Source organism: Gordonia aurantiaca, assembly GCF_039939235.1.
In the GTDB taxonomy this organism is placed as follows: domain Bacteria; phylum Actinomycetota; class Actinomycetes; order Mycobacteriales; family Mycobacteriaceae; genus Gordonia.
The window spans coordinates 19,087-40,688 of sequence record NZ_JBDUUF010000006.1; the positions used below are offsets into that span (position 1 = coordinate 19,087).

21 protein-coding genes and 1 pseudogene are annotated in these 21,602 nt (G+C 68.7%); 9 read left to right on the top strand and 13 right to left on the bottom strand.

Going from position 1 to position 21,602, the window contains the following annotated elements:
• Positions 1-413 precede the first annotated feature (413 nt).
• The 3 genes from ABFT43_RS12885 to yczR all read right to left on the bottom strand — a co-directional run bounded on the left by ABFT43_RS12885 (position 414) and on the right by yczR (position 3,268).
• Positions 414-1,391 (bottom strand): alpha/beta hydrolase family protein, encoded by a 978-nt coding sequence (locus ABFT43_RS12885; protein ID WP_347960756.1) that lies wholly within the window; start codon positions 1,389-1,391, stop codon positions 414-416.
• Positions 1,392-1,393: 2 nt separating this feature from the next.
• The gene (locus ABFT43_RS12890; RefSeq protein WP_347960757.1) at positions 1,394-1,732 is read right to left on the bottom strand and encodes a cupin domain-containing protein; all 339 of its coding nucleotides are present in this window, start codon (positions 1,730-1,732) and stop codon (positions 1,394-1,396) included.
• An 84-nt stretch (positions 1,733-1,816) separates the two neighbouring features.
• Entirely contained in the window at positions 1,817-3,268 is a 1,452-nt protein-coding gene (yczR, locus tag ABFT43_RS12895; RefSeq protein ID WP_347960758.1) for a MocR-like transcription factor YczR, read from the bottom strand.
• Positions 3,269-3,361: 93 nt separating this feature from the next.
• On the opposite strand from yczR, the gene ABFT43_RS12900 reads away from it, so the two are divergent.
• The 3 genes from ABFT43_RS12900 to ABFT43_RS12910 are packed head-to-tail and all read left to right on the top strand — an operon-like array spanning position 3,362 to position 6,089.
• A complete protein-coding gene (locus ABFT43_RS12900; protein ID WP_347960759.1) occupies positions 3,362-3,715 on the top strand; it encodes a hypothetical protein in 354 nt (117 codons plus the stop codon).
• Entirely contained in the window at positions 3,708-4,580 is an 873-nt protein-coding gene (locus ABFT43_RS12905) for an NAD(P)-dependent oxidoreductase (RefSeq protein ID WP_347960760.1), read from the top strand. The genes ABFT43_RS12900 and ABFT43_RS12905 overlap by 8 nt, the downstream gene beginning before the upstream one ends.
• A gap of 51 nt (positions 4,581-4,631) precedes the next feature.
• On the top strand, positions 4,632-6,089 hold the full coding sequence (locus ABFT43_RS12910; protein WP_347960761.1) for a CoA transferase: 1,458 nt from the start codon (positions 4,632-4,634) through the stop codon (positions 6,087-6,089).
• Between the two features lie 12 nt (positions 6,090-6,101).
• Here ABFT43_RS12910 and ABFT43_RS12915 read toward each other — a convergent pair whose 3' ends face one another.
• The 5 genes from ABFT43_RS12915 to ABFT43_RS12935 all read right to left on the bottom strand — a co-directional run bounded on the left by ABFT43_RS12915 (position 6,102) and on the right by ABFT43_RS12935 (position 10,680).
• On the bottom strand, positions 6,102-7,190 hold the full coding sequence (locus tag ABFT43_RS12915) for an ATP-binding protein (protein WP_347960762.1): 1,089 nt from the start codon (positions 7,188-7,190) through the stop codon (positions 6,102-6,104).
• A gap of 236 nt (positions 7,191-7,426) precedes the next feature.
• Positions 7,427-7,714, bottom strand: coding sequence for a cupin domain-containing protein (locus ABFT43_RS12920; protein ID WP_347960763.1), 288 nt, complete (start codon positions 7,712-7,714; stop codon positions 7,427-7,429).
• Positions 7,715-7,814: 100 nt separating this feature from the next.
• Positions 7,815-8,735, bottom strand: coding sequence for an ABC transporter substrate-binding protein (locus ABFT43_RS12925; protein WP_347960764.1), 921 nt, complete (start codon positions 8,733-8,735; stop codon positions 7,815-7,817).
• Positions 8,732-9,619, bottom strand: coding sequence for an ABC transporter ATP-binding protein (locus ABFT43_RS12930; protein WP_347960765.1), 888 nt, complete (start codon positions 9,617-9,619; stop codon positions 8,732-8,734). Before ABFT43_RS12930 ends, ABFT43_RS12925 begins: the two co-directional genes overlap by 4 nt.
• Entirely contained in the window at positions 9,616-10,680 is a 1,065-nt protein-coding gene (locus ABFT43_RS12935; RefSeq protein WP_347960766.1) for a FecCD family ABC transporter permease, read from the bottom strand. The genes ABFT43_RS12930 and ABFT43_RS12935 overlap by 4 nt, the downstream gene beginning before the upstream one ends.
• A gap of 77 nt (positions 10,681-10,757) precedes the next feature.
• Between ABFT43_RS12935 and ABFT43_RS12940 the strand changes: the two genes are divergently transcribed.
• Entirely contained in the window at positions 10,758-12,428 is a 1,671-nt protein-coding gene (locus ABFT43_RS12940; protein WP_347960767.1) for an ABC transporter ATP-binding protein, read from the top strand.
• Entirely contained in the window at positions 12,425-14,140 is a 1,716-nt protein-coding gene (locus ABFT43_RS12945; protein ID WP_347960768.1) for an amino acid ABC transporter ATP-binding/permease protein, read from the top strand. Before ABFT43_RS12940 ends, ABFT43_RS12945 begins: the two co-directional genes overlap by 4 nt.
• A gap of 21 nt (positions 14,141-14,161) precedes the next feature.
• Here ABFT43_RS12945 and ABFT43_RS12950 read toward each other — a convergent pair whose 3' ends face one another.
• The 3 genes from ABFT43_RS12950 to ABFT43_RS12960 all read right to left on the bottom strand — a co-directional run bounded on the left by ABFT43_RS12950 (position 14,162) and on the right by ABFT43_RS12960 (position 15,534).
• A complete protein-coding gene (locus tag ABFT43_RS12950) occupies positions 14,162-14,461 on the bottom strand; it encodes a hypothetical protein (RefSeq protein WP_347960769.1) in 300 nt (99 codons plus the stop codon).
• Positions 14,458-15,036, bottom strand: coding sequence for a recombinase family protein (locus ABFT43_RS12955; RefSeq protein WP_347961008.1), 579 nt, complete (start codon positions 15,034-15,036; stop codon positions 14,458-14,460). The genes ABFT43_RS12950 and ABFT43_RS12955 overlap by 4 nt, the downstream gene beginning before the upstream one ends.
• Positions 15,037-15,201: 165 nt before the next feature.
• Complete coding sequence (locus tag ABFT43_RS12960) at positions 15,202-15,534, bottom strand: cyclic-phosphate processing receiver domain-containing protein (RefSeq protein WP_347960770.1); 333 nt, start codon at positions 15,532-15,534, stop codon at positions 15,202-15,204.
• Between the two features lie 167 nt (positions 15,535-15,701).
• Between ABFT43_RS12960 and ABFT43_RS12965 the strand changes: the two genes are divergently transcribed.
• The 4 genes and pseudogenes from ABFT43_RS12965 to ABFT43_RS12980 all read left to right on the top strand — a co-directional run bounded on the left by ABFT43_RS12965 (position 15,702) and on the right by ABFT43_RS12980 (position 18,456).
• On the top strand, positions 15,702-17,111 hold the full coding sequence (locus ABFT43_RS12965) for an LLM class flavin-dependent oxidoreductase (RefSeq protein ID WP_347960771.1): 1,410 nt from the start codon (positions 15,702-15,704) through the stop codon (positions 17,109-17,111).
• Between the two features lie 270 nt (positions 17,112-17,381).
• Complete coding sequence (locus ABFT43_RS12970) at positions 17,382-17,510, top strand: hypothetical protein (protein ID WP_347960772.1); 129 nt, start codon at positions 17,382-17,384, stop codon at positions 17,508-17,510.
• A gap of 282 nt (positions 17,511-17,792) precedes the next feature.
• Positions 17,793-18,047: pseudogene (locus tag ABFT43_RS12975) on the top strand (DUF222 domain-containing protein); the annotation flags it as partial.
• Positions 18,048-18,093: 46 nt separating this feature from the next.
• A complete protein-coding gene (locus tag ABFT43_RS12980) occupies positions 18,094-18,456 on the top strand; it encodes a DUF222 domain-containing protein (RefSeq protein WP_347960773.1) in 363 nt (120 codons plus the stop codon).
• A gap of 482 nt (positions 18,457-18,938) precedes the next feature.
• Here ABFT43_RS12980 and ABFT43_RS12985 read toward each other — a convergent pair whose 3' ends face one another.
• Together ABFT43_RS12985 and ABFT43_RS12990 are read right to left on the bottom strand one after the other, a co-directional pair.
• Positions 18,939-20,138, bottom strand: a complete 1,200-nt coding sequence (locus ABFT43_RS12985) for an acyl-CoA dehydrogenase family protein (protein WP_347960774.1) — start codon at positions 20,136-20,138, stop codon at positions 18,939-18,941.
• The gene (locus ABFT43_RS12990; protein WP_347960775.1) at positions 20,135-21,517 is read right to left on the bottom strand and encodes an LLM class flavin-dependent oxidoreductase; all 1,383 of its coding nucleotides are present in this window, start codon (positions 21,515-21,517) and stop codon (positions 20,135-20,137) included. Before ABFT43_RS12990 ends, ABFT43_RS12985 begins: the two co-directional genes overlap by 4 nt.
• Positions 21,518-21,602 lie beyond the last annotated feature (85 nt).

The following is a 21,602-nucleotide window of genomic DNA, read 5'->3' on the forward strand; positions in this document are numbered from 1 at the left end:
ACCTCCTCGGCCGGTTCCGTGCCGCACGAGCCGGACAAGTGGGGGACAGACCGGATGATCATCTTCGGCTCACACACCATGGTGGAAGTCGTGGCGGCACAGATCCTCGTGTGCCTGTACTGCCGCGTGCAGGCCGCGCAGCGCGCCTGTTCCGGTCGACGACCTGACTCACGACGACCTGGCTCACCCTGTTCTTGCTGCCGATCTTCCCGGTCGGGCACGGCATCTACCGGAAGCGCTGCGCCTACTGCGGCAACGCGACCACTGCGGCAACGAAACCACTGCGACAACGAGACCACTGCGGCAACGAGACCACTGCGGCAACGAAATCACTGCGGCGACGAGATGAACCTGCCGCGCTCGGAGGCAGAACGATCACGCCGATGCCCGGGAGCGGATGGTCGCGGGGGGCTTCACCGGCCGTGCCGCCGCAGGCTCGATGGCTGATCCCGAGGAGTGGTGACCTCGCTGCGGCGCGACGACGCCTCCGGGGCCGGCGGACCGACGAGCCAGTCCACCGCCCACCCCCAGAACGTGTGCTTGAACCGGTCGTGGAAGAGCCCGAAGTGCCCGATCTCTGCGACGCCGAGCATGTCCGGCGTGTAGTAGATCTCCTCGCACGTGCAGCGCGGCAGATAGTCCAGGGTGCGACGCACGGCCGCCGGGGTGGCGTAGGGGTCGTCGGTGGTGTTCACCGCCAGCACACGAAGTTCGAGTTGCGCGCTGCGGCCGAGGATCTCGACGCCTCGATCGCCGATGGTCGTCGAATAGTCGGCGGCGCCGCGTGCCCAGTCCAGGGCAACGCCCTTCGGGAGGTTCTCCAGCCACCCGAGCCGCTTGCCGGGGAAGTAGCCGAGCACTCCGGCGACGACCGGCATGACGACGTGCCACTTGAGGAAGAGCCGGTACCGCTCGGGTTTCGCGTAATCGGGCCAGTGGGCGTGCTGGGCGCCGACCATCATCACGCGGTCCAGTTCGCCGGCGTGCTCGGCGAGCACGGCCGCGAATCCGCCGAAACTGTGGCCGACCGCGCTCAGCCGCGCCTGCGGCCCCAAGCGATCCCGGAGCCATAAAATGCAGGCCTCCACATCGAGGGTGCCCCACTCGTGCCAGCGGGCCTTCAGCTTGCGGTACTCGCGCGACCGGTCGGGTGCCGACCGGCCGATGCCCCGGTAATCGGGGACGAGCGCGGCGAATCCGTTGCGGGCGAGATGGGTCGCGAACCGCCAGTAGTAGCGCGCCTGCACGCCGGTGGCCGGCGCTACGATCACGGCGCGAACCGCGTCGTCGGGGAGTTCAGCCGGGTAGAAGTACCGCGCCTGCAGTACCAGCCCGTCGGCGCACCGTATCTCGACATCCTCGAATACGACCTCGCATCCGGTCTCGGACATGTTCACCTCTCCTCTCCGCTCGCAGGGAACGATCGGGTCCCTTCGGCGGGCGCGAAGACGACGTACATCGACAGCGTCTCGGTGACCTCGACGAAGCGATGACGCTCTCCGGCCGGGACGAACAGTGCGACCCCCGGTTCGGCGACGTCGTCCCCGTGCTCGGTGCGTAGGAGCCCGCGGCCACCGAGGACGACATAGACCTCGTCCTCGGTGTGCGGACGCTGCGGGTCGTCGGCCCCGGCGGGGACCACGTAGGTGCCGACGCTCATCGCGGGAGTCCGTAGCAACTCGGTGTAGACGGCATCCCGCTGTGCCGTTGGCACGCACTGGAACTGGTGCATCTCGATCCTCTCTGCCGCTGCAGATTGCATCACGCAACGGAGAACGGGCTCATGATCCAGTCGAGAAAAGTGGACTGGTCGACGTCAGACCACTCCGGGCATCCGCGACATGACGGTCCGGCGGGTGCGTCGGACCGTGAGCTGCTCCCACGAGTCGGCGAGCAGGTCGACGCCGCGCTCGAGATCGGCGATCGGGGATGTGAACGGGATGCGCAGGTGCCGCTCGAACGCGCCGTCGAGCGAGAACTTGGGCCCGGCGACCAGGGATAGCCCGCGAACGTCGCACAGGCTGGTCAGCGCGGAGCTGCCGGGCCAGTCGAGCTGCACCCAGAGCGACAGCCCGCCGTCGGGGAAGGGCACGGTCCACTGCGGGAGCCGCTCGCCCAGAAGGCGGACCAGCGCAGCACGGTGTTCGGCCAGCAGAGCGCGTCGCCGGGCGAGCAGCTCGGGCATGGCGCGCACGATCTGCTCGCCGAGCAACTGCTCCATCTGCGGGGTGCCGAGGTCGCCGGCGGGCCGGGCCTGCGCGAGGCGCCGGATCACCGTGGTGTCGGCGCGGATCCAGCCCATCCGGAGACCACCCCAGATCGACTTGCTCAACGACCCGACGGTGATCACACCCGTCCCGAGCGTTGGGTCGACCCGTTTCGCGTGACGCGCGAACGGGCCGTCGTCCCAGGGGCGGTCGATGTTCAGGTCGGCCGTCGTCTCGTCGATGACCAGGGCGGTGCCCGACGACCGGGCGGCCTCGGCTACGCGTGCCCGCGCCTCGGTGGGCATCGACGCGCCGGTGGGGTTCTGGAAGTCGGGGACCAGGTAGGCGAGCGCCGGCCGAGCGCCGGTCAGGGCGTCCACCAGTCGGTCGACGTCCCATCCCGCCGACGTCACCGGCGTCGTGATCAACCTGGCCCCGGCGCGTTTGAGCGCGTCGTAGGCATGCGGGTAGGTCGGCGCCTCGACGAGTGCGATGTCGCCGCGACCGAGCAGCGTGTGCGCGACCAGCGAGATCGCATGTTGCCCGCCGATCGTCACCATGATCTGGTCTGCGGTCGTGGGCAGGCCGCGATCGGTGTAGCGCTCGGCGATGGCCTCGCGGAGCGAGAGGTTGCCGACCAGATCGAATCCCGGCCCGTCGAGCGCGTCGACCATGCGCTCGCCCATCCGGGCGAAGATGTCACGGAGACCATCGACCGGCGGGGGCACCGCGCGCGCGAAGTCGATTGCCCGGGAATCCGATTCGCCCCGACCGGGATCGGGCAGGATCGCGCGGCTCCCGGAACCCTGCCGGCTCACCAGGTAGCCGGCGTCGCGGACGATCTGGTAACTCGCGACGATCGTCGTGCGGCTGCGCCCGCATGCGGCGGCGAGTTCGCGTTCGGAGGGAAGCCGGGTGCCCACCGGGATGCGACCGTCGAGGATCAGCAGCCGGATCCGCTCGGCGAGGGCCTCGTAGACCGGGCGAGCGGGGTCGAGCTCGCCGACGAGATTCATCAGGGTTCGGGCCGACATCCGCGGACCGATGGTCGAAAGGCTCATGGGTCCAGTTAACCCCAACTGGATCTATCTGTGCGCATGCTTCCGGAGATTGGATCGGTGGCGTAGGTCCAGACAGTGGAGGTCGGTGATCACATGACGGTTTTCGGGTCGGCTCACACGGTGCTGGCCGATGCCCTGCATCAGGCATGCGTCGCGTGCGTGTGCGTTCGCGAACTCCGCGGGGAGGGGAGTTGTGCCGACGCGGCCGGGTCGGAGGGATTTCTCGACGCCGGAACCGTGACGGCGTTCGTCGTCGTGGCCCTCGTGATCGTGGTCCTCGCCCTCGTCACCCGTCGCCGGGAACGCCACCGGCCCGGCCCGCGGCCGACCCACGACGGTGACCTGATCGACGGTGACTTGATCGACGGTGACTTGATCGGTGGTGACTTGATCGGTGGCGGCCAGAGTGAGGGCCACCGGGAACCGGGTGGTGCCCGACGTGGGTGACCGGGTCGGATTCCTCGGCCTCGGCCGCATGGGCTCTGCGATGGCCGCGAACCTGCATCGGCGGACTCCGCTGGTCGTGTGGAACAGGACGCGCTCATCGTGCGACGGCCTCGGCGCAGTCGGAGCGACGGTCGCGTCGGTAGCCGCCGATGTCTTCGCCGACGCCGAGGTCGTCTTCGTCATGCTGTCCGACGAGGACGCGGTCGAGTCGGTGCTCGGATCGATGGACGCGGGCCGGTTCCGGGACCGCATCGTCGTGCTGATGAGCACCGTCTCTCCGGCATTCTCCGAACGTCTCGAGGGCCGGATCGTCGAATGCGGCGGCGCATATGTCGAGGCACCGGTGTCAGGTTCGCGGCAGCCCGCGCTCGACGGCACACTGCTGTCCCTGACGGCCGGTGACGAGGAATCCCTGGACCGGGTCGAGCCGTTGATCCGCGCGATGAGTTCGACCGTCGTGCGTTGTGGCCGCGTCCCGTCGGCGCTCATGACCAAACTGGCGGTCAACGCCGTTCTCATCCCGCTCGTGACCGCCCTCGCCGAGGCGTTCCACTTCGCGGAGGAGAACGGGGTCGATCCCGGCCTCCTCCGGCAGGTGCTCGACGCCGGACCCATGTCCTCGGCGGTGTCCCGTGCCAAGACGGCCAAGCTCGTCGAGGCCGACTGGACGCCGCACGCCGCGATCCACGACGTACTCAAGAACAGCACGCTCGTACGAGAACACGCACACCGCAACGGGGTCGTGTGTCCACTTCTGGACGTGTGCACCGAGCTGTATGCGGAGGCGACGGAACTCGGCCGGGCCGAGCAGGACATGGCTGCGGTGATCTACTCGCTCAGACATCGCACGTGGGGCCGGATCTGATGCAGACGGCAACGAATGACAGGATCACGAGACCGATCGGAGGTGCCGACGATGACCGAACCGGCGACACGGGATCCGTCCGACCCGGTGCGCGATGACGGGGATGCCGCCGGTGGGCTCCACCGTGCCGGCCGTGCGGTCGCCGAGGCGCTCGGTCTCTCCGCCGCCGACCTCGCCGCCCTGCGGCCCGCACCGGACGTGCCCACGTGGACGTCGAAGCTGCGCGTCGCGGAACTGGCCTACGACAGCGCGGCGCTCGCCTCTCTCGGCGTGGCACTGATCGGTGTGCAGCGGGGAGTCATCGAGAGGCGCGGTCTGACGGTCTCGCCGGACGCGTCCAAGGTGCAGGCGTCGTTCGGCAGCGAGAAGCTGTTCCGTCTCGACGGTGAGCCGCCCGAGGTCTGGGGAGCGCTGTCCGGATTCTGGCGAGTCCGGGACGGCTGGGTCCGCACGCACGCGAACTATCCGCACCACGCAGAGCGGCTCGCGCGGCTCCTCGGGATCCCACCGCGGTCCGAGCGGCCGACGGTGGAAGCGGCGATGTCCGAGTGGACGCGGTTCGACCTCGAAGACCTCGCCGCGGCAGCCGGGGCGCTGGTCTTCGCGGTCCGCTATCCCGGCGAGTGGCGGCAGCATCCCCAGGCGCAGCTCGTCGCCGGCGTCCCGATGGTGCGCTTCGCGTCCTCCGGTGACGCGGCCCCGCGCCCGTGGCGGAAAGGCGGGGCGGCGCCTCTGGCAGGCATCCGGGTGCTCGACCTGACCCGGGTGATCGCAGGTCCGGTGGCCACCCGGGATCTCGCCGTCGCCGGTGCCGACGTGCTGCGCATCGACTCGCCGCGACTCCCCGAGGCGTCGTGGCAGCACCTCGACACCGGTCACGAGAAGCGCAGCGCGCTGATGGATCTCGACGATCCCTCCGACCGGCTGCGGTTCGAGGAGTTGCTGTCCACCGCCGACGTCGTCGTACACGGGTACCGGCCGACGGCCCTCGCGAGGTACGGACTCGACCCGCAGTCGCTGCGCGAGCGCTTCCCCGGGATCATCGTCGCGCAGTTGTCGGCGTGGGGCACGGACGGGCCGTGGGGCGATCGCCGCGGCTTCGACAGTCTCGTCCAGGCCGCGAGCGGTATCGCCGTCCTCGAGTCCGGGGACGGTGCGACGCCGGGCGCGCTGCCGGCGCAGGCGCTCGACCACTCGACGGGACATTTCCTCGCCGCGGCGATCAGCACAGCCATCCGCGCCCAGCGGACCGTCGGGGGATCGTTCGACATCGACATGAGGCTTGCTCGGACCGCGCACGAACTGCTCACGGCCGGCCCCTCGGAGAACCATGGCGAGCACGACGGTCCGGCGTCCCTGCCCACCACGTCGGTACCGATCCGCCCGGGTACCGACGTCTCCGCGACGACGGTCATCTGCGCTCCGCCGATCCTCGACTTCCCCGGGGCGCCGACTAACTATCCGTCGCCGCTGCACCCATGGGGCAGCGACGAACCGGTCTGGCGGTAGCGGGACAGGCCCTCAGATACCCAGCGGCACCGGCACGTCGGCCCCGCCTTCCTCGGTGAGCCGCGCGCCCATCCGGGTGAAGGTCGGGGTCGGGATGAACCCGCCGGCCAACAGCGCCTCGCCCTGCCGGAACTCGGGGGACTGGGCGAGCATGTGCTCGTTGACGAACCCGAAGGTGTCGGCGAGTTCGGCGAGGTCCCGGGGTGCGTTCATCCGCATCAGGCACAGGTTGTCGCACTGCGAGAGCACGTTCGGGTGGATCTTCGTCGGACGCTGCGTCGACAGCAACAGCCAGAGGCCGAACTTGCGTCCCTCCGCGGCGATCTGGACCACCCGGTCGATGAGTGCCTGCTCGACGGCGTTGGTGGCGACCGGCGGGCAGATGTTGTGTGCCTCGTCGATGACGATCAGGACGGGACGGCGCTCGTCGCGTCGCGCCCACAGGTGCTCGAGGACGCTCAGTGCGGCGACCTTCGGTTCCTCCGGATGTGAGAAACCGCCCAGGTCCATAACGGTCGCGGCCGGCCGTTCGTCGACGACATCGGTGGCCGCGATGTCGCCGCGCGCCCACAGGTCCCACTCGAGGACCTGCAGGTTCTCGACGCGGGTTGCCAGCTGCTGCCGACCGGGGTCGCCCGACTCCCGGAGCGCGGAGAGGAAGTTGGTCTCGTCGAGCGTGGCGGTGAGCGCGGCGTCGGCGTGCAGCAAAACGTTGTACTCGTCGGCGTCGGCGATCGGGTCCAGTTGCAGCACTGCGGCTTTCGCGGCGAGCGGCAGTTCCAGGAAACGGGTACGCAGCTGCGGCTCGTCGGATCGCGTGGAATGCAGGACGCGGATGTCGGCCGCGGCGATCGCGGCGGCGGTCTCGAAGTCGGCGGTGGCCCGTGCCTCCGGTAACCGGGTGAAGTCGGCATTCGGGTCGAGGATCAGCAGCGGCAGCCTGGTGTTGAGCAGCAACTGCTCCAACACGACGCCGAGGGCATAGGTCTTGCCCGAACCGCTCTGGCCGCACCAGAACGTGTGTCGGTTGAACTTGTCGGCCGCGAGGAGGACATCGGTCGCCGCGTCGTCGCGCTGGCTTCCCACTTTGAGCTGCACCACGCAAGTACTGTACGGCCCCGGCGACGACGGCACCGGGTCGCCGCGTCATCGACGGCACGAAATCGCGGGTTCACCTGAATAATCACCATTTCCAGCTCGCGATTCTGGGCGCAACCCGCGATCTTGCGGGTGCTCGGGTCGGGCCCGGTCACGATTCGTCGACGACCTCGACGTCATGTGTCCTCGGTCGGGGGAATGTGGTCCGAGAGCGGGCTTTTCGGGCCGGCCGCGGGTTGTCAGAGACGTTCGACCTCGACGAAGGCGATTCGGTCGGTGCCCCGGTTCTCGACCCGGTGTTCGACGCCGGCCGACCTCGTGTAGGTCTGGCCGACCCGGAGTTCGGCGGCGATCTCGGTGCCGTCGGGAGCGACGGCGTACATCGTGTCGTCGACGAGCGGGACGACCACGTAGTCGAACTCGTGGCGATGCATCGGGATCGTCCCGCCGGGTTCGATGGTCCATCGGGTCACCCGGAACCGTCCGTCGTCCTGCTGGAGCTCGCCGTGGGAGCCGGTGTCGTCCATCGCCTCGCAGTCCTCTCGCCTCAGCCGTCGGGGCGGCGATGCGACCGACCCGATGCCGGTCGCATCGCTGCGACATTACGTGGTGGACGCCGGGAGGCGACTACCGCTGGTCGGACGTGTCGCCGAGCCGGTCACGGATTCGGCGCAGGCCGTCGACCGTGCTCTGCAGTCCGAGCGCCTGGCTGTGTTTGCCGTCGAGAAGCAGGATGCGGTCGCCGCGGACCGCGGCGAGCTGCCGGACGGCGGGGTTCGACAGGATCGGGGCGAAGGAATCGCGACCGAGTCCGAGCATGTCCACGAGCAGGATGACGTCGGGCCGGGCGCGGACGACCTGCTCGGGATCGGCGAAGCCGGTGCGCGACAGCCCCGCATCGTCGGCCGCGTTGCGCCCGCCCGCGCGGGTGACGAGATCCTGAGTGAAACCCTTGCCCGCGTTGATCATCGGTCGTCCGGCCTGGTTGCTGAGGATGAGGACCGATCTCGCCGGTGCCGGGACCGGCCGGATCTCCGCCATGCCGTCGCGGATGGACGAGGCCAGTTCGGTCGCCTGTCGTGACGATCCGATGGCGTCGCCGATGGCGATGATGTCGGTGAGCATCTCGTCGACGCTCTGCCAAGTGTTGGGGAGGGTCACCATCCGTACCGAAGAACCGGCGAGCAGGGTCGACGTGTCGGTTTCGCCCTCGTGTCGCGGCGTGACGATGGCGATGTCCGGGTTCGCGGCGAGGATCCGTTCGGGGTCCGCCGGACCGTGAGCGGCGATGGTCGAACCGACCGCACGCATCACGTCGGGGTGGTTGGTCAGGGACGGGTGCGTCTGCGAGTCCGGTATGAGCACGAGTCGGTCGCCGGCCCCGAGCGCTGCCACGGTTTCGGCCACGTCGGGACTGAGCGCGGCGATCCGCTGCGGCGTGGCCTCGGTTTCGTGGTCTTCTGCGGTCTGGCCGCTGCATCCGGCGAGTGCGGCGGCAAGCGCGATCGCTGTGGCGAGAAACCGAACGCTGTGGGACGTCTTCATCATCGACCTTTCTGGTGGGTGCCCGGGTGTTGCCCGGGCCTGTTTCGGGAGTCGAGGGCGGCGGCCTCGTCGGGCGGGCCGACGTCGTGGAGATCGCCGGCCCCACGTGGGAAGGCGGTGACACGCATCGATCCCGTCGCCGGGTCCCGGTCGGTGCGGACTCGGACGCCGTAGACCTGCCGGATGAGGTGCGGCGTGAGTACCTCCTCCGGTGCCCCGTCGGCGACGACCCGGCCGGCCTGCATCAGGACCAGGCGGTCGCAGAAACGGGCGGCGAGGCCCAGATCGTGGATGCTCAGGACGGTCGCGGTGTCGGGGCCGGTCGCGGCGTGGGATCGTGCGAGCGCGAGAACCTCGACCTGGTGGGCGAGATCCAATGCCGACACCGGCTCGTCCATCACCAGGACGGGAGCCCCCTGGGCGAGCGCCCGCGCGATGTGGACGAGCTGACATTCGCCTCCCGAGAGGGCAGCCCCGGGCCGGTCGGCCAGGTGCGCGCATCCGGTGCGCCGAAGCGCGGAGTCGACCAACCGATCGTGCCGGTGCCCCGTCGCATTGGCGTGAGCGCCGAGACCGACGATCTCGCGGACGGTGAGGCCGAACCCGAGGTGGGCCTGCTGCGGCACGTAGGCGACGTGACGGGCCCGGACGCGGGGACGGGCTCCCGTCAACTCGACGTCGCGGCACCGGATCGATCCCCGGGTGATCTGGCGCCCGGCGGCGATCGCCGACAGCAGCGTGGACTTCCCGGAACCGTTCGGGCCGATGATGCCGATCACGCTGCCCGGCACGACGTCGAAGTCGACCGAGTCCACCAGCGGGCGCGGGGCGCCGGTGCGTGAGCGACCGACCACGTGCAGGTCTCGCACCGACAGGAGCGCGCTCACGCGACGCTCTCCTGGTGACCTCCGCTGCGAAGCACCAGCCACGCGAACACCGGTGAACCGACCAGAGCCGCGACCGTACCGGTCTGCAGCACAACGGGAGAGAAGATCATCCGCGCCGCGAGATCGGTGAGGATCAGAAAGATCGCACCGCTGAGCATCGCCGCCGGAAGCAGGATGCGATGCCGGGTGCCGAGCACCAGTCGGACTGCATGAGGTACCACCAGCCCGACGAACGCGATCACGCCGGTGACGGCCACCGCGGCGCCGGTCACGAGCGCGCCGGCCAGCAGGAGCACGAGTTGCTGGCGTCGTACGTCGATGCCCATGCTGGTCGCCGTCTGCTCGCCCAGGAGCAAGGTGTCGAGCACCCGGTGCCGGGAGACGAGGACGGCCGTCCCCAGCATGATCGGCGGCAGGCACAGCCAGACGTCGGTCCAGGTCCGCGACGTGAGATCGCCGTTGATCCAGAACATCACCGACCGCACCGCGGAGTCGGTCGGTGCGTTGGCGACGAGCGCCGCGGTGACCGCCGAGCAGAACGAGCCCACGGTGATGCCCACCAGGACGAAGGTCACCGGTGACGCGTCGGTACGGGTGCGGGCGACAAGCAGCAGGGACAGGGCCGCGACCGCGGCCCCGGCGAACGCGCCGAGCGGCACCGAGGCACTACCGAGGATGGACACGCCCGAGACCAGGACGGCCACCGCGCCCACGGCCGCGCCGGACGCGACACCGGTGATTCCCGGGTCGGCCAGGGGATTGCGGAACACCGCCTGCATCACCGCACCCACACCCGCGAGCGCGGCGCCGACGATCCCGGCCACGACGACCCTGGGGGCGCGGACGTCGCGGACCAGCGGGGCGTCCGCGGCATCGGGGTCGACGAGCGCGTGCAGCGTGTCCGGCCATCCGACGGTAACCGGCCCGATCGCGATCCCGGCGAGGGCCACCACGATCAGGACGCCGACCGCCGCGGCCATCGACCACCACGCAGATCGCTTGGGCCGCAGTGTGGTCGGGGTCTCGCGACGGTCCTCGACGAGGGGTTCTGGGGCTGCCACAGCGGTCGTGCCTTTCGTGCGTATACTCCGGGATCAACCAAACGATAACAGTAATCATTTTCAATAAGGGAGTGCTGATGGGTTTCCCGATCGAGCGACCGGTCCGCCGGCTCACCGCGGTGAGTGTCGGTCTCACCTGGCTGGGCGTCGTCTCGACCTGCGTCGTCTACCTCGCGCTCGGGGAGCTGCCGGCCGACGGGGAAACGACGCCCTGGCCGGGGATCCTCGCCACGGCGACGGTGATCTCGGTGCTCGCGGTCGCCTCGATCCCGCTCGTCGACGATCGGGCCGCACGTCACGTGGAGCGCTCGGTCCGACGCGCGGTCCAGCGGCGCATCTTCGCCGCCGACGATCTCGTCGCCCGCGCGCAACTGCCGCCGGCCGGTCGCCTGGTGTCGGCGGCAACCGACGGGGCGGACAAGATCGCCGCGTTGCGTGGGGGGTTCATCGCGACGATGATCGGTGCGGTCACGACGCCGCTGGTCGTGGTCGTGGTGATCGGGTTCTCGACCGGGTGGGAGATCGCCGGGCTGATGTTCATCCTCCTGCTGCTCGCACCGGCGGCCGTGGGTGGTCTGCAGCGAATGTTCCGGCGGTCGTCGGACCGCCATCGAGAACAGTCTCGGAGACTCGCCGCCGAGTTCCTCGACGCCCTGCGGGGTCTGCGGACCGTCTCGCTCTACTCGCGCACCGGGCAGGAGGCGGAACGTCTGGCCGCCGAGAGCGAGGCCCAGCGCCGCACCGTGATGCGGTTGCTGCTCGGCAACCAGGTCATCCTCCTCGTCACCGACGTCGTCATCTACGGCGGATTGATCGGTGCGGCAACGGCTTCCGCGGTCCACATGGGTGCGGTCGGCCGGCTCGACGCACCGCATGCACTCGCGCTGGTGTTGCTCGCGGTGCTGTTGACCACGCCCATCGACCACATAGGCCAGTTCTTCTACATCGGCATGACCGGGGTCGCCGCCGAGAAGGAGGTCGTCGGACTGCTGGGCACCGGGACACCACGACCGCCGGTCGCGGACCGTCCGGCGGCGTCCGCGAGGCCGGTGTCCGCGAGGCCGGTGTCCTGTGGTCTGAAAGACGTCGATTTCTCCCATCCCGGGCGCGCACCGACGTTGTCGCACTTCACCCTCGAGGTCACGGAGGGTGAGATCGTCGCTCTGACCGGGCCTTCCGGCGCGGGAAAGTCGACGGTGCTCGCGTTGCTGTCCGGGGACCTCGTTCCGGATCGCGGTCACATCGAATTCGACGGCGCGGTGGGCGATCCCCGCGTCCACACCGCAATCGTCCACCAGCAGACACATCTCTTCGCCGGGTCCGTCGCAGACAACCTCCGGTTGGCATGTCCGGACGCCTCCGAGTCACGAATGTGGGAGGCTTTGCGGCAGGCGCGCCTCGACGCCGAGATCGACGCGCTGCCCGAGGGGCTCGGCACTGCGGTGGGGGAGTTCGGGACCGCGCTCTCGGGTGGTCAGGCGCAGCGGCTGGCACTTGCGCGCGGCCTTCTGCGGGATGCGCCGGTGCTGATCCTCGACGAGGTCACCAGCCATGTCGACCCGCGTTCCGAAGGGCTCATCGCGGAGACCATCGCCTCGCTGGCCGGGAGGAAGACGGTCGTCATGGCGACGCACTCGGCGCTGCTCACCGCACTGGCCCATCGGGGGGTCGATCTCGACGAAGCAGCCCTCGAGACCGCCCGACCCGAGAACGACGACCTCGTGCGGGATGAAGGGGCACGGCGATGACCGAACGCGCAACCCGCGACGACCGGAGTACACAGACCGCACAGACCCGCTGGCTCCTCGCCTTCGGACGACCAGTCTTGTGGCCGTTGGCGATCTCCGCCCTGTGTCGGGTGGCGGAGCTAGCCGCCGGGGCGGTTCTCCTCGGGTACGCCGCACAAGCGGCGGTGTCCGCGGTGACCACACGGTCCGGGTCGCCGTGGCTCGCTCTCGCGGTGGTCATGGCATTGGCGTCGGTAAGGGGTGTATTCCATTACCTCGAGCACTACACCGGGCACTGGGTGGCGTTCCGGGTCCTTGCGATGATGCGGGTGTTCTTCTACCGGCGACTGGCGGCGCTGGCTCCTGCCGTCACGTATCGGCACCGTACCGGTGACCTCCTCGGGCGGGTGACGCGCGACATCGATCGGCTCGAGGTGTTCTTCGCGCACACCTTGGTCCCGGCGATCGGGGCCATCGTGATGCCCACGGGTGTTCTCGTCTGGTTCATCGCGATCGGCCATTCGGATCTGGCGTTCGCTTTGCTGTTCTTCTTCGTGGCCCTCGGGTCCGGCATTCCGTTTGTCGGGCGGGCCCGGGTGGGACGCGCCGAGGCGACGGTGGTCGGTCTCGGCGGAGCGATCTCGGCTCATCTCGCGGACTCGATCGCGGGCCTACGAGAGATCAGCGCCCATGGTGCCGAATCGCAGCGGATGCGTGCGATCGACTCCGTCGAGGGGGAGCTGGCCGTCCGGTATCGGACGGTGGCGCGGTGGGCAGCCGCCCGTGCCGGTCTGGCCAGAGGATTCCAGGTGGGTGCGCTCGTCGTCGTCATCGTGATCGCGCACGCCGGCGGAGCGGATGCACCGACCATCGCGGCGATGCTGGGAGTCACGGTCGCGACCTTTCCCGCTCTCGCAGCCGTCGACGGTTTCGCCGCGCTCCTGGGGAGTACGAGGTCGTCGCTACGCCGCGTGCGGGAGATCGCCGACGCTGAACCGGCCACCCCGGATCCGGTGCCCGCGGACGCCTGGCGACCCGACACCTCGGCCCCTGAGATCTGTTTCGACGGAGTGGTCTTCGAACACCGGAATCGAATCGGGCGGCGCATCCTCGATGGCGTGGATCTGACCGTGCCGGCGGGAGGTTTCGTCGGCATCGTCGGTGCCACGGGCAGCGGGAAGTCCACTCTGGGCGCGCTGGTTGCCAGGATCTGGGACCCGGTTGCCGGGCGCGTGCTCTGGGACGGGCACGATCTCCGGCGCATCCCGGTCGGGGAACTGCGCAACCTGGTCACCGTCGTCGACCAGGAGCCCTACCTGTTACCGGGATCGATCGCGGCGAATCTGCGTCTGGGAGCGCCGGATGCGACGGACGAGCGTCTCTGGGACGCCCTCCGCGCCGTCGACCTCGACACAGTCGTACGGGCGATGCCGGACGGTCTCGACACGGTGATCGCCGACCGCGACGTGGCGCTGTCCGGCGGGCAGCGGCAACGTCTGGCCCTGGCCAGGGCGGTCCTGCACGACGGATCGGTGATCGTCGTCGACGAGGGGACCGGTCAGCTCGACACCGCCACCGAGTCGCGGGTGATCGCCCGCCTGCGCCAGGTGTGGGCGGGGCGCACGGTGCTGTGGATCACCCATCGCGAGTCGACGCTCGCCCGGTGTGATGCGGTCTACCGCGTGCGGGACGGCCGCGTCATACCCCAGGAGTCCGGTGCCGGCGTGGGCTGACCGGCCCGGACGGGCCTGGGCTCACCTACCCCCGTGTCGGACGTAGCCGTACATCGCGGCGCGGTAGCCGCGGGTGTGGCTCGGCTCCTCGTCGTCGGGGTCGGGCGGGCTCTCGAGCACCTTGCGCGCCAGCTGCGACCGCCAGGGCAGCGGCAGCGCGCACAGGTCGGCCTCGGCGTCCTCGAACCCCTTCTGGAAGAGATCGGCGTCGAGGTGCTCGTCGAGATCCGCGTCGTAGATCGGGAACGACGTCGGCAGACGGGTGACGATGCCGTACGGCGTGACGATGTCGAGGTCGGGGAAGTCTTCGTCGCGGTTCACCGGACCGACCGCCTTTCCGCGAGGGTCCGGTAGAGGGTGGCGCGGCTGACCCCCAGCGCCTCGGCGATACGTGGGACCGACTCACCGGCGGCGCGCATCTGCTCGGCGCGCAGTACCTGATCGTCGTCGAGCGCGCGGGGCCGACCGACGTGAGACGACGGGCGAGCGTGCCCGCCGGTCCGTGGCCGGCTGCGCACCGGGCGAGGTGTGGGGTCGTCGTCGAGCTCCGCGAGCGATGCGAGGACCCCGACGATCATGGCGCCTGCCGGGTCGTCGGTGTCGATGCCCTCGCGCAGCGAGCGCAAACCGATTCGGCGCGAGGCGAGTTCACGAGCGATCATCATGACCTCGCGGACGTTGCGGCCGAGCCGGTCGATCCCGACGACCACCGCCGTGTCGCCGGCGCGAGCGTAGTCGAGGAGGGCGCTCATCCCGGCTCGAGGCCCCGTCACGGGACGGCGGTCCGCCGGGTCCGTGTAGATCCGGCCGGGATCGACCCCTGCTTCGGTCAGTGCATCGATCTGTGGCCCCAGGGGATGGGCCCCCGGAGTCTCCCGCGCGTACCCGAGGGCCATCCTCGGTGCGCCACCTGTCGCATCGGTTGTCACGGGGAGAACACTATCTCAAAACGCTCGAAATCATTCTGAGACTCGCCCGGGATTCGAGACGCACCCGATGTGTTCCAAGTAACGCCACCGTGTTTCGGGAAGTGGTTCGGGTGGTGTCGCAAAACAGGAGTCTCATAAGTTTTGCGACGGCCGAGGATTTCGATACGGCCGGAGTGTGGGATGGGCGCCGAGGGGAGGGTTTCGGGTGCGGTAGCGCGTGATCATCCCGGTCAGCCACTCGACTCCGACCGGGTTGGCGCTGTGGACGGAGATCACCGTCGGCCACACCTCGTGTTCGCACATCCAGAGCACGACCGGGCGGGCGGTGTCGTCGCCGCCGAGGTCATGGTCGAGAGACAACTCGGTGACCGAGTGCTCGGCGAGCGCGGCGATCGCCTCGGCGCTCGTCTTCGCCCATGTCCAACCCTCCGGCGGCGTGCGGAGGTCGTCGACCCACAGTTTCATGGGTTCCAGTGTCCGATCGCCGTCCAGCGGTTTTCGCCGCCCCACGGCGACCCGTGGGTTTCGATCATGCTGCGCGCAATCGTGTTCCGGTGTCCGTCGCGGACCTACGGTGCATCAGTCCGATCCCACTTCTCGTCGCCGCAGATCGTCAGTCGGAGGAAGCGCTCATGTCCGATCCGAAAGCCACACGGCCGCTGCACTTCGCGGCCTTCGTCATGAACACGACCAGTCACATCGTCCAGGGCACCTGGCGTAGACCGTCGTCGCGTTCGGTGGACTTCAACGACCTCGACCACTGGGTGGACCTCGCGAAGACCCTCGAGCGGGGGAGGTTCGACGCCATCTTCTTCGCCGACGTAGTGGGGCTCTACGCGCCGTACCGCGGCGATGAACGCAAGTATTTCGAGGCCGGCCTGCAGGTGCCCAGCAATGACCCGAGCGTCCTCGCGAGTGCTCTCGCCTACGTGACCGAACACCTAGGCATCGCGTTCACGGCGAGCATTCTCCAGGAGCATCCGTTCAACTTCGCCCGACGGATCTCCACGCTCGACCATGCGACCAAGGGGCGTATCGCCTGGAACATCGTCACCAACTACCTGCCCAACGCGAGCCGGAACTTCGGTCTCGAGGGGCTCACCGAGCACGACGAGCGGTACGCGTGGGCGGACGAGTACGTCGACGTCACCTACAAGCTGTGGGAGGGAAGCTGGGAGGAGGACGCACTGCTGCAGGACCGCGAGCGTGGCATCCACGCCGACTACGACAAGGTCCACCGCATCAACCACGTAGGGAAGCGGTACCAGGTCGAGGGGCCGCACCTGGTGTCGCCGAGTCCGCAGCGCACGCCGTTCCTGTTCCAGGCCGGCGCGTCCGAGGCGGGACGCACCTTCGCGGCGCGCAACGCCGAGGCAGTGTTTCTCGGGGCGCCGAATCGCGAGGCGGCGCTGCGGGACACGACCGACATCCGTCGCCGTGCGGTCGCGGTGGGGCGGCGCGCGGACGACCTGAAGTTCTTCCAGGGGCTGTACGTCGTGCCCGCGTCGACGGAGGCCGAGGCCGCCCGTCTCGCGGCCGAACTCGATGAGTGGATCGACCACGACGGGCACCTGGCGCACATGTCGGGATCGATCGGCATCGACTTCGGGTACGACGACCTCGACACCCCGGTCGGCGAGATCCAGACCGAGGGGGTGCAGTCGGTGGTCGGGTGGATTCAGGACATCGTCACCGACCGCCCGGCGACCCTGCGCGACGTCGCGCACCACACCGCGACCAACCTCCGCATCGTCGGCACGCCGGAGAAGATCGCCGACGAGCTCGCCGCGTGGCAGGCGAGCGGTGTCGACGGTATCAACCTGATGAACTACGAGATCCCCGGTTCGTACGAGGTCTTCATCGACCATGTGGTCCCGACGCTGCGGGAACGTGGCCTGATCCAGAGCGAGTACCGGCCGGGAACGTTGCGGCACAAGATCTTCGGCGAAGGGGATCGGCTGCCCGATCGTCATCCCGCGGCGCGGTACCGAGGCGCGTTCGGGAAGACGGCGGCCGACGAGGAGCTCGCGGGAGTTAACTGAGAAGCGCTGCGAGCCAGACGATTCCGTCTGGTGCTCCACGTGTGCGTGGGCGGTGTCGTCTGCGCGTGACCTCCACCTTCCCGCGCGACCTGTTCTTTCCGGCGTGGGATGGTCGTCGGTCGACACGCGGGAGGAAGCGGTCATGCGGGTGTGGATACGGTTGCGCTGGCTTCACCACTCACCTGATCTTGTGGATTTCCACTGCGCGGCGCCTGGTCCGCGTGTGTGATCGAACATACTTTCGATCCGCGGTTTCTGGGGGTGGCCGTCTTGACCGACACCGGCACGGTCGACGCTGTCGACGCACCCCGCCCCGACGCTGTGGAGTTGGTTGATCGGTTCCACGAGTTGATCGACAGGATACGGCAGGCGAATCTGACCGGGTTGTCCGATGCCTGAGGCCGAATACGTTGCCCGCGAGACCGAACGAGCCCGTTCCCGGTAACCAGCAGCTGGTGGAGATCGCGGTCCGTGACGTGCCCCGCAAGACCGGCAGACGCGACATCCTGCAGTACATGCAGGAAACACTGCGGATGACCCATCCGGGTCAACGCCGCGCCCAGGTGAAAGCAACCGCGACATTCACCGACCTGACCGGCCGGCCGCTCGAGCCCGAACTGCCCGCGCTGGCGGAAGCGTTTCGCCGACGGTCGGGTCGGCTCCGAGCATGTGCATGCGGTGATGGAAGTGGCGGAACAGATCCCCGCCGCGATCCTCCAAGATGTGAAAGCCGCCGCCGAACGCACCATGACCGAATACGCGTCATGGATGACCCTGACCGAGATCGACCGCGCCGGCGCGCAGTTGCTCGCCCACCTCGTCCCGGACGGCACCCTCACCGACACCGACGACCGTAAACGCCGACGGCGACTGCAGATCGACCGGCAACGCGCCGACGGCATGTCGAAACTGATCGGCCCGCCAACCCCCGAACTACGGGCGTTGTTGGGGACGTTTCTGGATTTCTGGGCCAGACCCGGGGATGATCAACCCCAACGATCCGGACTCACCGCGCGGCTCGACCGAGGACGCCGACCCCGACCAGCTCGCGGCGGCCGCCGAGCGGGATCTCCGCACCCCGGCGCAGATGCAGCACGACGCCCTGACGGCGCTGCTGAAAGCAGTGTTCGACGACGGCCTACTCGGCAAGGTCCATCGCGGGTTGCCGATGAACCGGATCATCAAATCCGACCTGCACGACCTCGTCCGCACCACCGGATACGCCATCAGCGCTGACGGCACGCTGATCCCGCGGGTCCACCGACATCGACAACCTCATCCAGACCTGCACCCGCCATCACCACATGGTCGGCGACCAACCCGGCCAGTACACCACCCGTATTGATCCGCACCGGACCCGACGCCGGCCGATGCTCCTGGCAGCTGAACGACGAGCCCGGGGCGCCACCCAACCCCGCACGCGTGAACCGACGACCCGACATCGGTCGACGATTCGGCGAAATCCTCACCCAGGTACGCAACGACATCCACAACCAACCCGAACCCGAGTTGCCCGCCGCTGCACCACACCCACTCGAGTTGACATACACCGACCGCCAAGACGCATCCCCGATCGAACTCGCCCTGTGCGCGGAACTACTCAACACCGCCTACCGGAACTAGAACACCGCAGCGCCGGACACGACATCACCCACGACATCACCCACGACATCACTCCGGGCGGCGACGTCGGGAGTTCAGGTCACCAACCCTTCGCGGCTCGTCGCTCACGCTCCTCGGACCGCAAGCAGCGGAAGGTGGCTGCGCGTGTGCTGCTCGCACATCCGCGAGGGATTCTGCACGCATTACGCCGACAAGTGCACCGGGTCAGAAGTAACCGTTCGCCGGCAGGGGAGTGTCGTTGACCAGCAGGTCGCCCAGTGCGATCGCCTTGTACGACGTCGGGTTGTGCAAGGTGACGGTCCGGACGTTCCGCCAGTGCCGGTCGAGGTTCTTTGCTCGACTCGCCGACGATGCACCGCCGACCTCGAAGAGATCGGCTGCGGCGCGCAGGCCGACACGGTCGACGTGGATCTTGACCCGGGCCGCGGCCGCCGATGCCTTGTGGAACAGATCTGGTTCGATAACCCCGCTGCGGGCCGGCGCGAACGCCTCCTCGATGGTCCGCGCGGCGTCGAGTACCGCGGCCCGTGCGACGTGGGCGGCGGCATCGATCTCGCCGACGGTCGCCAGCAGCACCGGGTCGTGGCTGGGTGATTCTACGGGAGCGTGATCGAAGGTTCTGGTGCGCGACCGCAGCAGGGACGTCGCATCGTCGGTCACCGACAACAGGATCCCGGTGATCAGCGCCTGCAGATAGAGCTGCAGGAACGGTCCGTCGTTGGCGACCGGTTCGGTGGACCCGCGGTCGGTGAACGACAGGATGTCCTCCGCCGTCACCGCAACATTCTCCAGACGAGTGGTGCCGGTCCCGGTACGGTGTTGTCCGATCCCGTCCCAGTCGTCGACGATGGTGACGCCCTCACGATCGACGGGCAGGACGATCCTCGCGACCTGACCGTCGTGGTCGCCGCCGCGCACCGTCGCGGTGACGGATACGTAGTCCGCGAAGGCGGTGCCGGTGCTGTAGAACTTGACCCCGGAGAGCACCCATCCGCCGTCGACGGCGCGGAGCTCGGTCTGGAACGACAACGAGCCGGCGTTGCCGGTGCGCTCGCTTGTCGCGTTGCCGAACACCTTCCCGGCGGCGATCTCGGTGACCCAACGGTCGCGCACCGGACCGGATGGGAAGCGGCGGATCTGTTCGACGAACCAGAAGTGCGCCCGGAGGATGTGCGCGACGATCGGATCGGCGCGCGCCAGCTCGATGAGGAACTCGAAGAACTCCGGCACACTTGCGCCATGCCCCGACTCGTCATCGAGAGTCAATGCGGTGTAGCCGGATTCGCTCAGCAGCCGGATCTGTGCGTGCGGGTCGTCGCCCTGGAGTTCGCGGGTTGCGGCGTCCGCGGCGATCTCGGACAGGACTGCGGCACGTTCCGTGATGACGCGAGTGAGGACGCTCATGCCGGCACCTCGGCTTTCGCTGCGAACGCGCCACGGTAGGCGGCTGCGGGATGGGTATCGGGGAGACGGTCCCGGCCGGTGAGCTTGCGGCGGGTCGTGCCGGGCGCATACTCCCGCTGGGCGAGTCCACGGTCGCGCAACACCGGCAGGATGTGCTCGGCGAACTCGATGTAGCTGCCCGGGATCGTCGCATTGATGACATTGATGCCGTCGACTCCGGCGTCGCGCCACTCGGCCAGACGGTCGGCGATCTGCTCGGGCGTGCCGACGACCCGACCGCTGCGGCTGCGCAGTTCGGCGAGGTCGCGGACGGTCGGTTCACGGTCGGGCACGGCCTCCCGCAGCCACAGCAGGGTGCTCTGCGTGCCTTCGGTCCTGATCTCGCCGATCGGGGTGTCGAGGTCATAGAAGCCCAGGTCGATGCCGAGGCCGCCGGCGGAATGGGCGATGATCGTGCTCGGGTCGATGAGCTCGTCGAGCTCTGCCGCCTTGCGACGTGCTTCTTCCTCCGTGCTCCCGACGACGAACGACAACCCCTGGAAGAAGTTGATGTCCTCCGGCGCGCGACCCGCCTCGACGGCGAGGCGGCGGGTGTCGTCGACGAGACCGCGCGCGGCCTGCGGGTTGGGGGACACGATGAACTGCGCCTCGGCATTACGGGCGGCGAACCGGCGCCCGGCCGGCGACGATCCGGCCTGGAACAGCACCGGGGTGCGCTGTGGGGACGGTGCCACCAGATGCGGGCCCTCGACGCGGTAGCGCTCGCCGACATGATGGATCTTGTGGACCTTGTCGAAGTCGGCGTGGATACCGGATTCCTTGTCCTGGATCAGGGCGCCGTCATCCCAGCTGCCCTCCCACAGCTTGTAGACCACGTCGACGTATTCCTCTGCCCACGCGTACCGGTCGTCGTGAGCGGTGATGCTGTCGTATCCGAAGTTGCGCCAGGCATTTCCGGAGAGACTGGTGACGATGTTCCACGCGATCCGGCCGTTCGAGGCGTGATCCAACGTGGACATCTTCCGCGCGAAGTCGAAGGGGTGCTCTTGCAGGATCGAGCTGGTGATCGCGATGCCAAGATTCTCTGTGTGCGAGGCGAGCGCGGACGCGAGCACGAGCGGGTCGTTGCTGGGGATCTGCAGTCCGGTGTCGACGAACTTCTTCCAGTCGCCTCGGTAGTCGTCGTACAGGCCGACCACATCGGCGAAGAAGATGAAGTCGAATGTTGCCTCTTCCAGGATCTTTGCGAGATCGATCCAGTGCTGCAGGGAGTTGAACTCCGTCTGCCGGGCGTCGGGCGCACGCCACGCACCATGCAGGATGTGCGAGGTGGTGTTCATGACAAACGCGGAGAACCGCAAGGGTTTTGGCTCAGACACGCCGATGACGGTACTCATCGCGGCCGATCCGTGTGTCGTTGCGCTCAGGGTGAATCCAACACCTGACGACGCCGGACGCGATCGC

Coding starts and splice junctions, on each gene's coding strand:
- ABFT43_RS12965 (WP_347960771.1), top strand. CDS start 15,702: ATGTCCGATCCGAAAGCCACACGGCCGCTGCACTTCGCGGCCTTCGTC.
- ABFT43_RS12920 (WP_347960763.1), bottom strand. CDS start 7,714: ATGGACGACACCGGCTCCCACGGCGAGCTCCAGCAGGACGACGGACGG.
- yczR (WP_347960758.1), bottom strand. CDS start 3,268: ATGAGCCTTTCGACCATCGGTCCGCGGATGTCGGCCCGAACCCTGATG.
- ABFT43_RS12955 (WP_347961008.1), bottom strand. CDS start 15,036: ATGGCCCTCGGGTACGCGCGGGAGACTCCGGGGGCCCATCCCCTGGGG.
- ABFT43_RS12925 (WP_347960764.1), bottom strand. CDS start 8,735: ATGATGAAGACGTCCCACAGCGTTCGGTTTCTCGCCACAGCGATCGCG.
- ABFT43_RS12900 (WP_347960759.1), top strand. CDS start 3,362: ATGACGGTTTTCGGGTCGGCTCACACGGTGCTGGCCGATGCCCTGCAT.
- ABFT43_RS12980 (WP_347960773.1), top strand. CDS start 18,094: ATGATCAACCCCAACGATCCGGACTCACCGCGCGGCTCGACCGAGGAC.
- ABFT43_RS12940 (WP_347960767.1), top strand. CDS start 10,758: ATGGGTTTCCCGATCGAGCGACCGGTCCGCCGGCTCACCGCGGTGAGT.
- ABFT43_RS12910 (WP_347960761.1), top strand. CDS start 4,632: ATGACCGAACCGGCGACACGGGATCCGTCCGACCCGGTGCGCGATGAC.
- ABFT43_RS12960 (WP_347960770.1), bottom strand. CDS start 15,534: ATGAAACTGTGGGTCGACGACCTCCGCACGCCGCCGGAGGGTTGGACA.
- ABFT43_RS12985 (WP_347960774.1), bottom strand. CDS start 20,138: ATGAGCGTCCTCACTCGCGTCATCACGGAACGTGCCGCAGTCCTGTCC.
- ABFT43_RS12945 (WP_347960768.1), top strand. CDS start 12,425: ATGACCGAACGCGCAACCCGCGACGACCGGAGTACACAGACCGCACAG.
- ABFT43_RS12885 (WP_347960756.1), bottom strand. CDS start 1,391: ATGTCCGAGACCGGATGCGAGGTCGTATTCGAGGATGTCGAGATACGG.
- ABFT43_RS12890 (WP_347960757.1), bottom strand. CDS start 1,732: ATGCACCAGTTCCAGTGCGTGCCAACGGCACAGCGGGATGCCGTCTAC.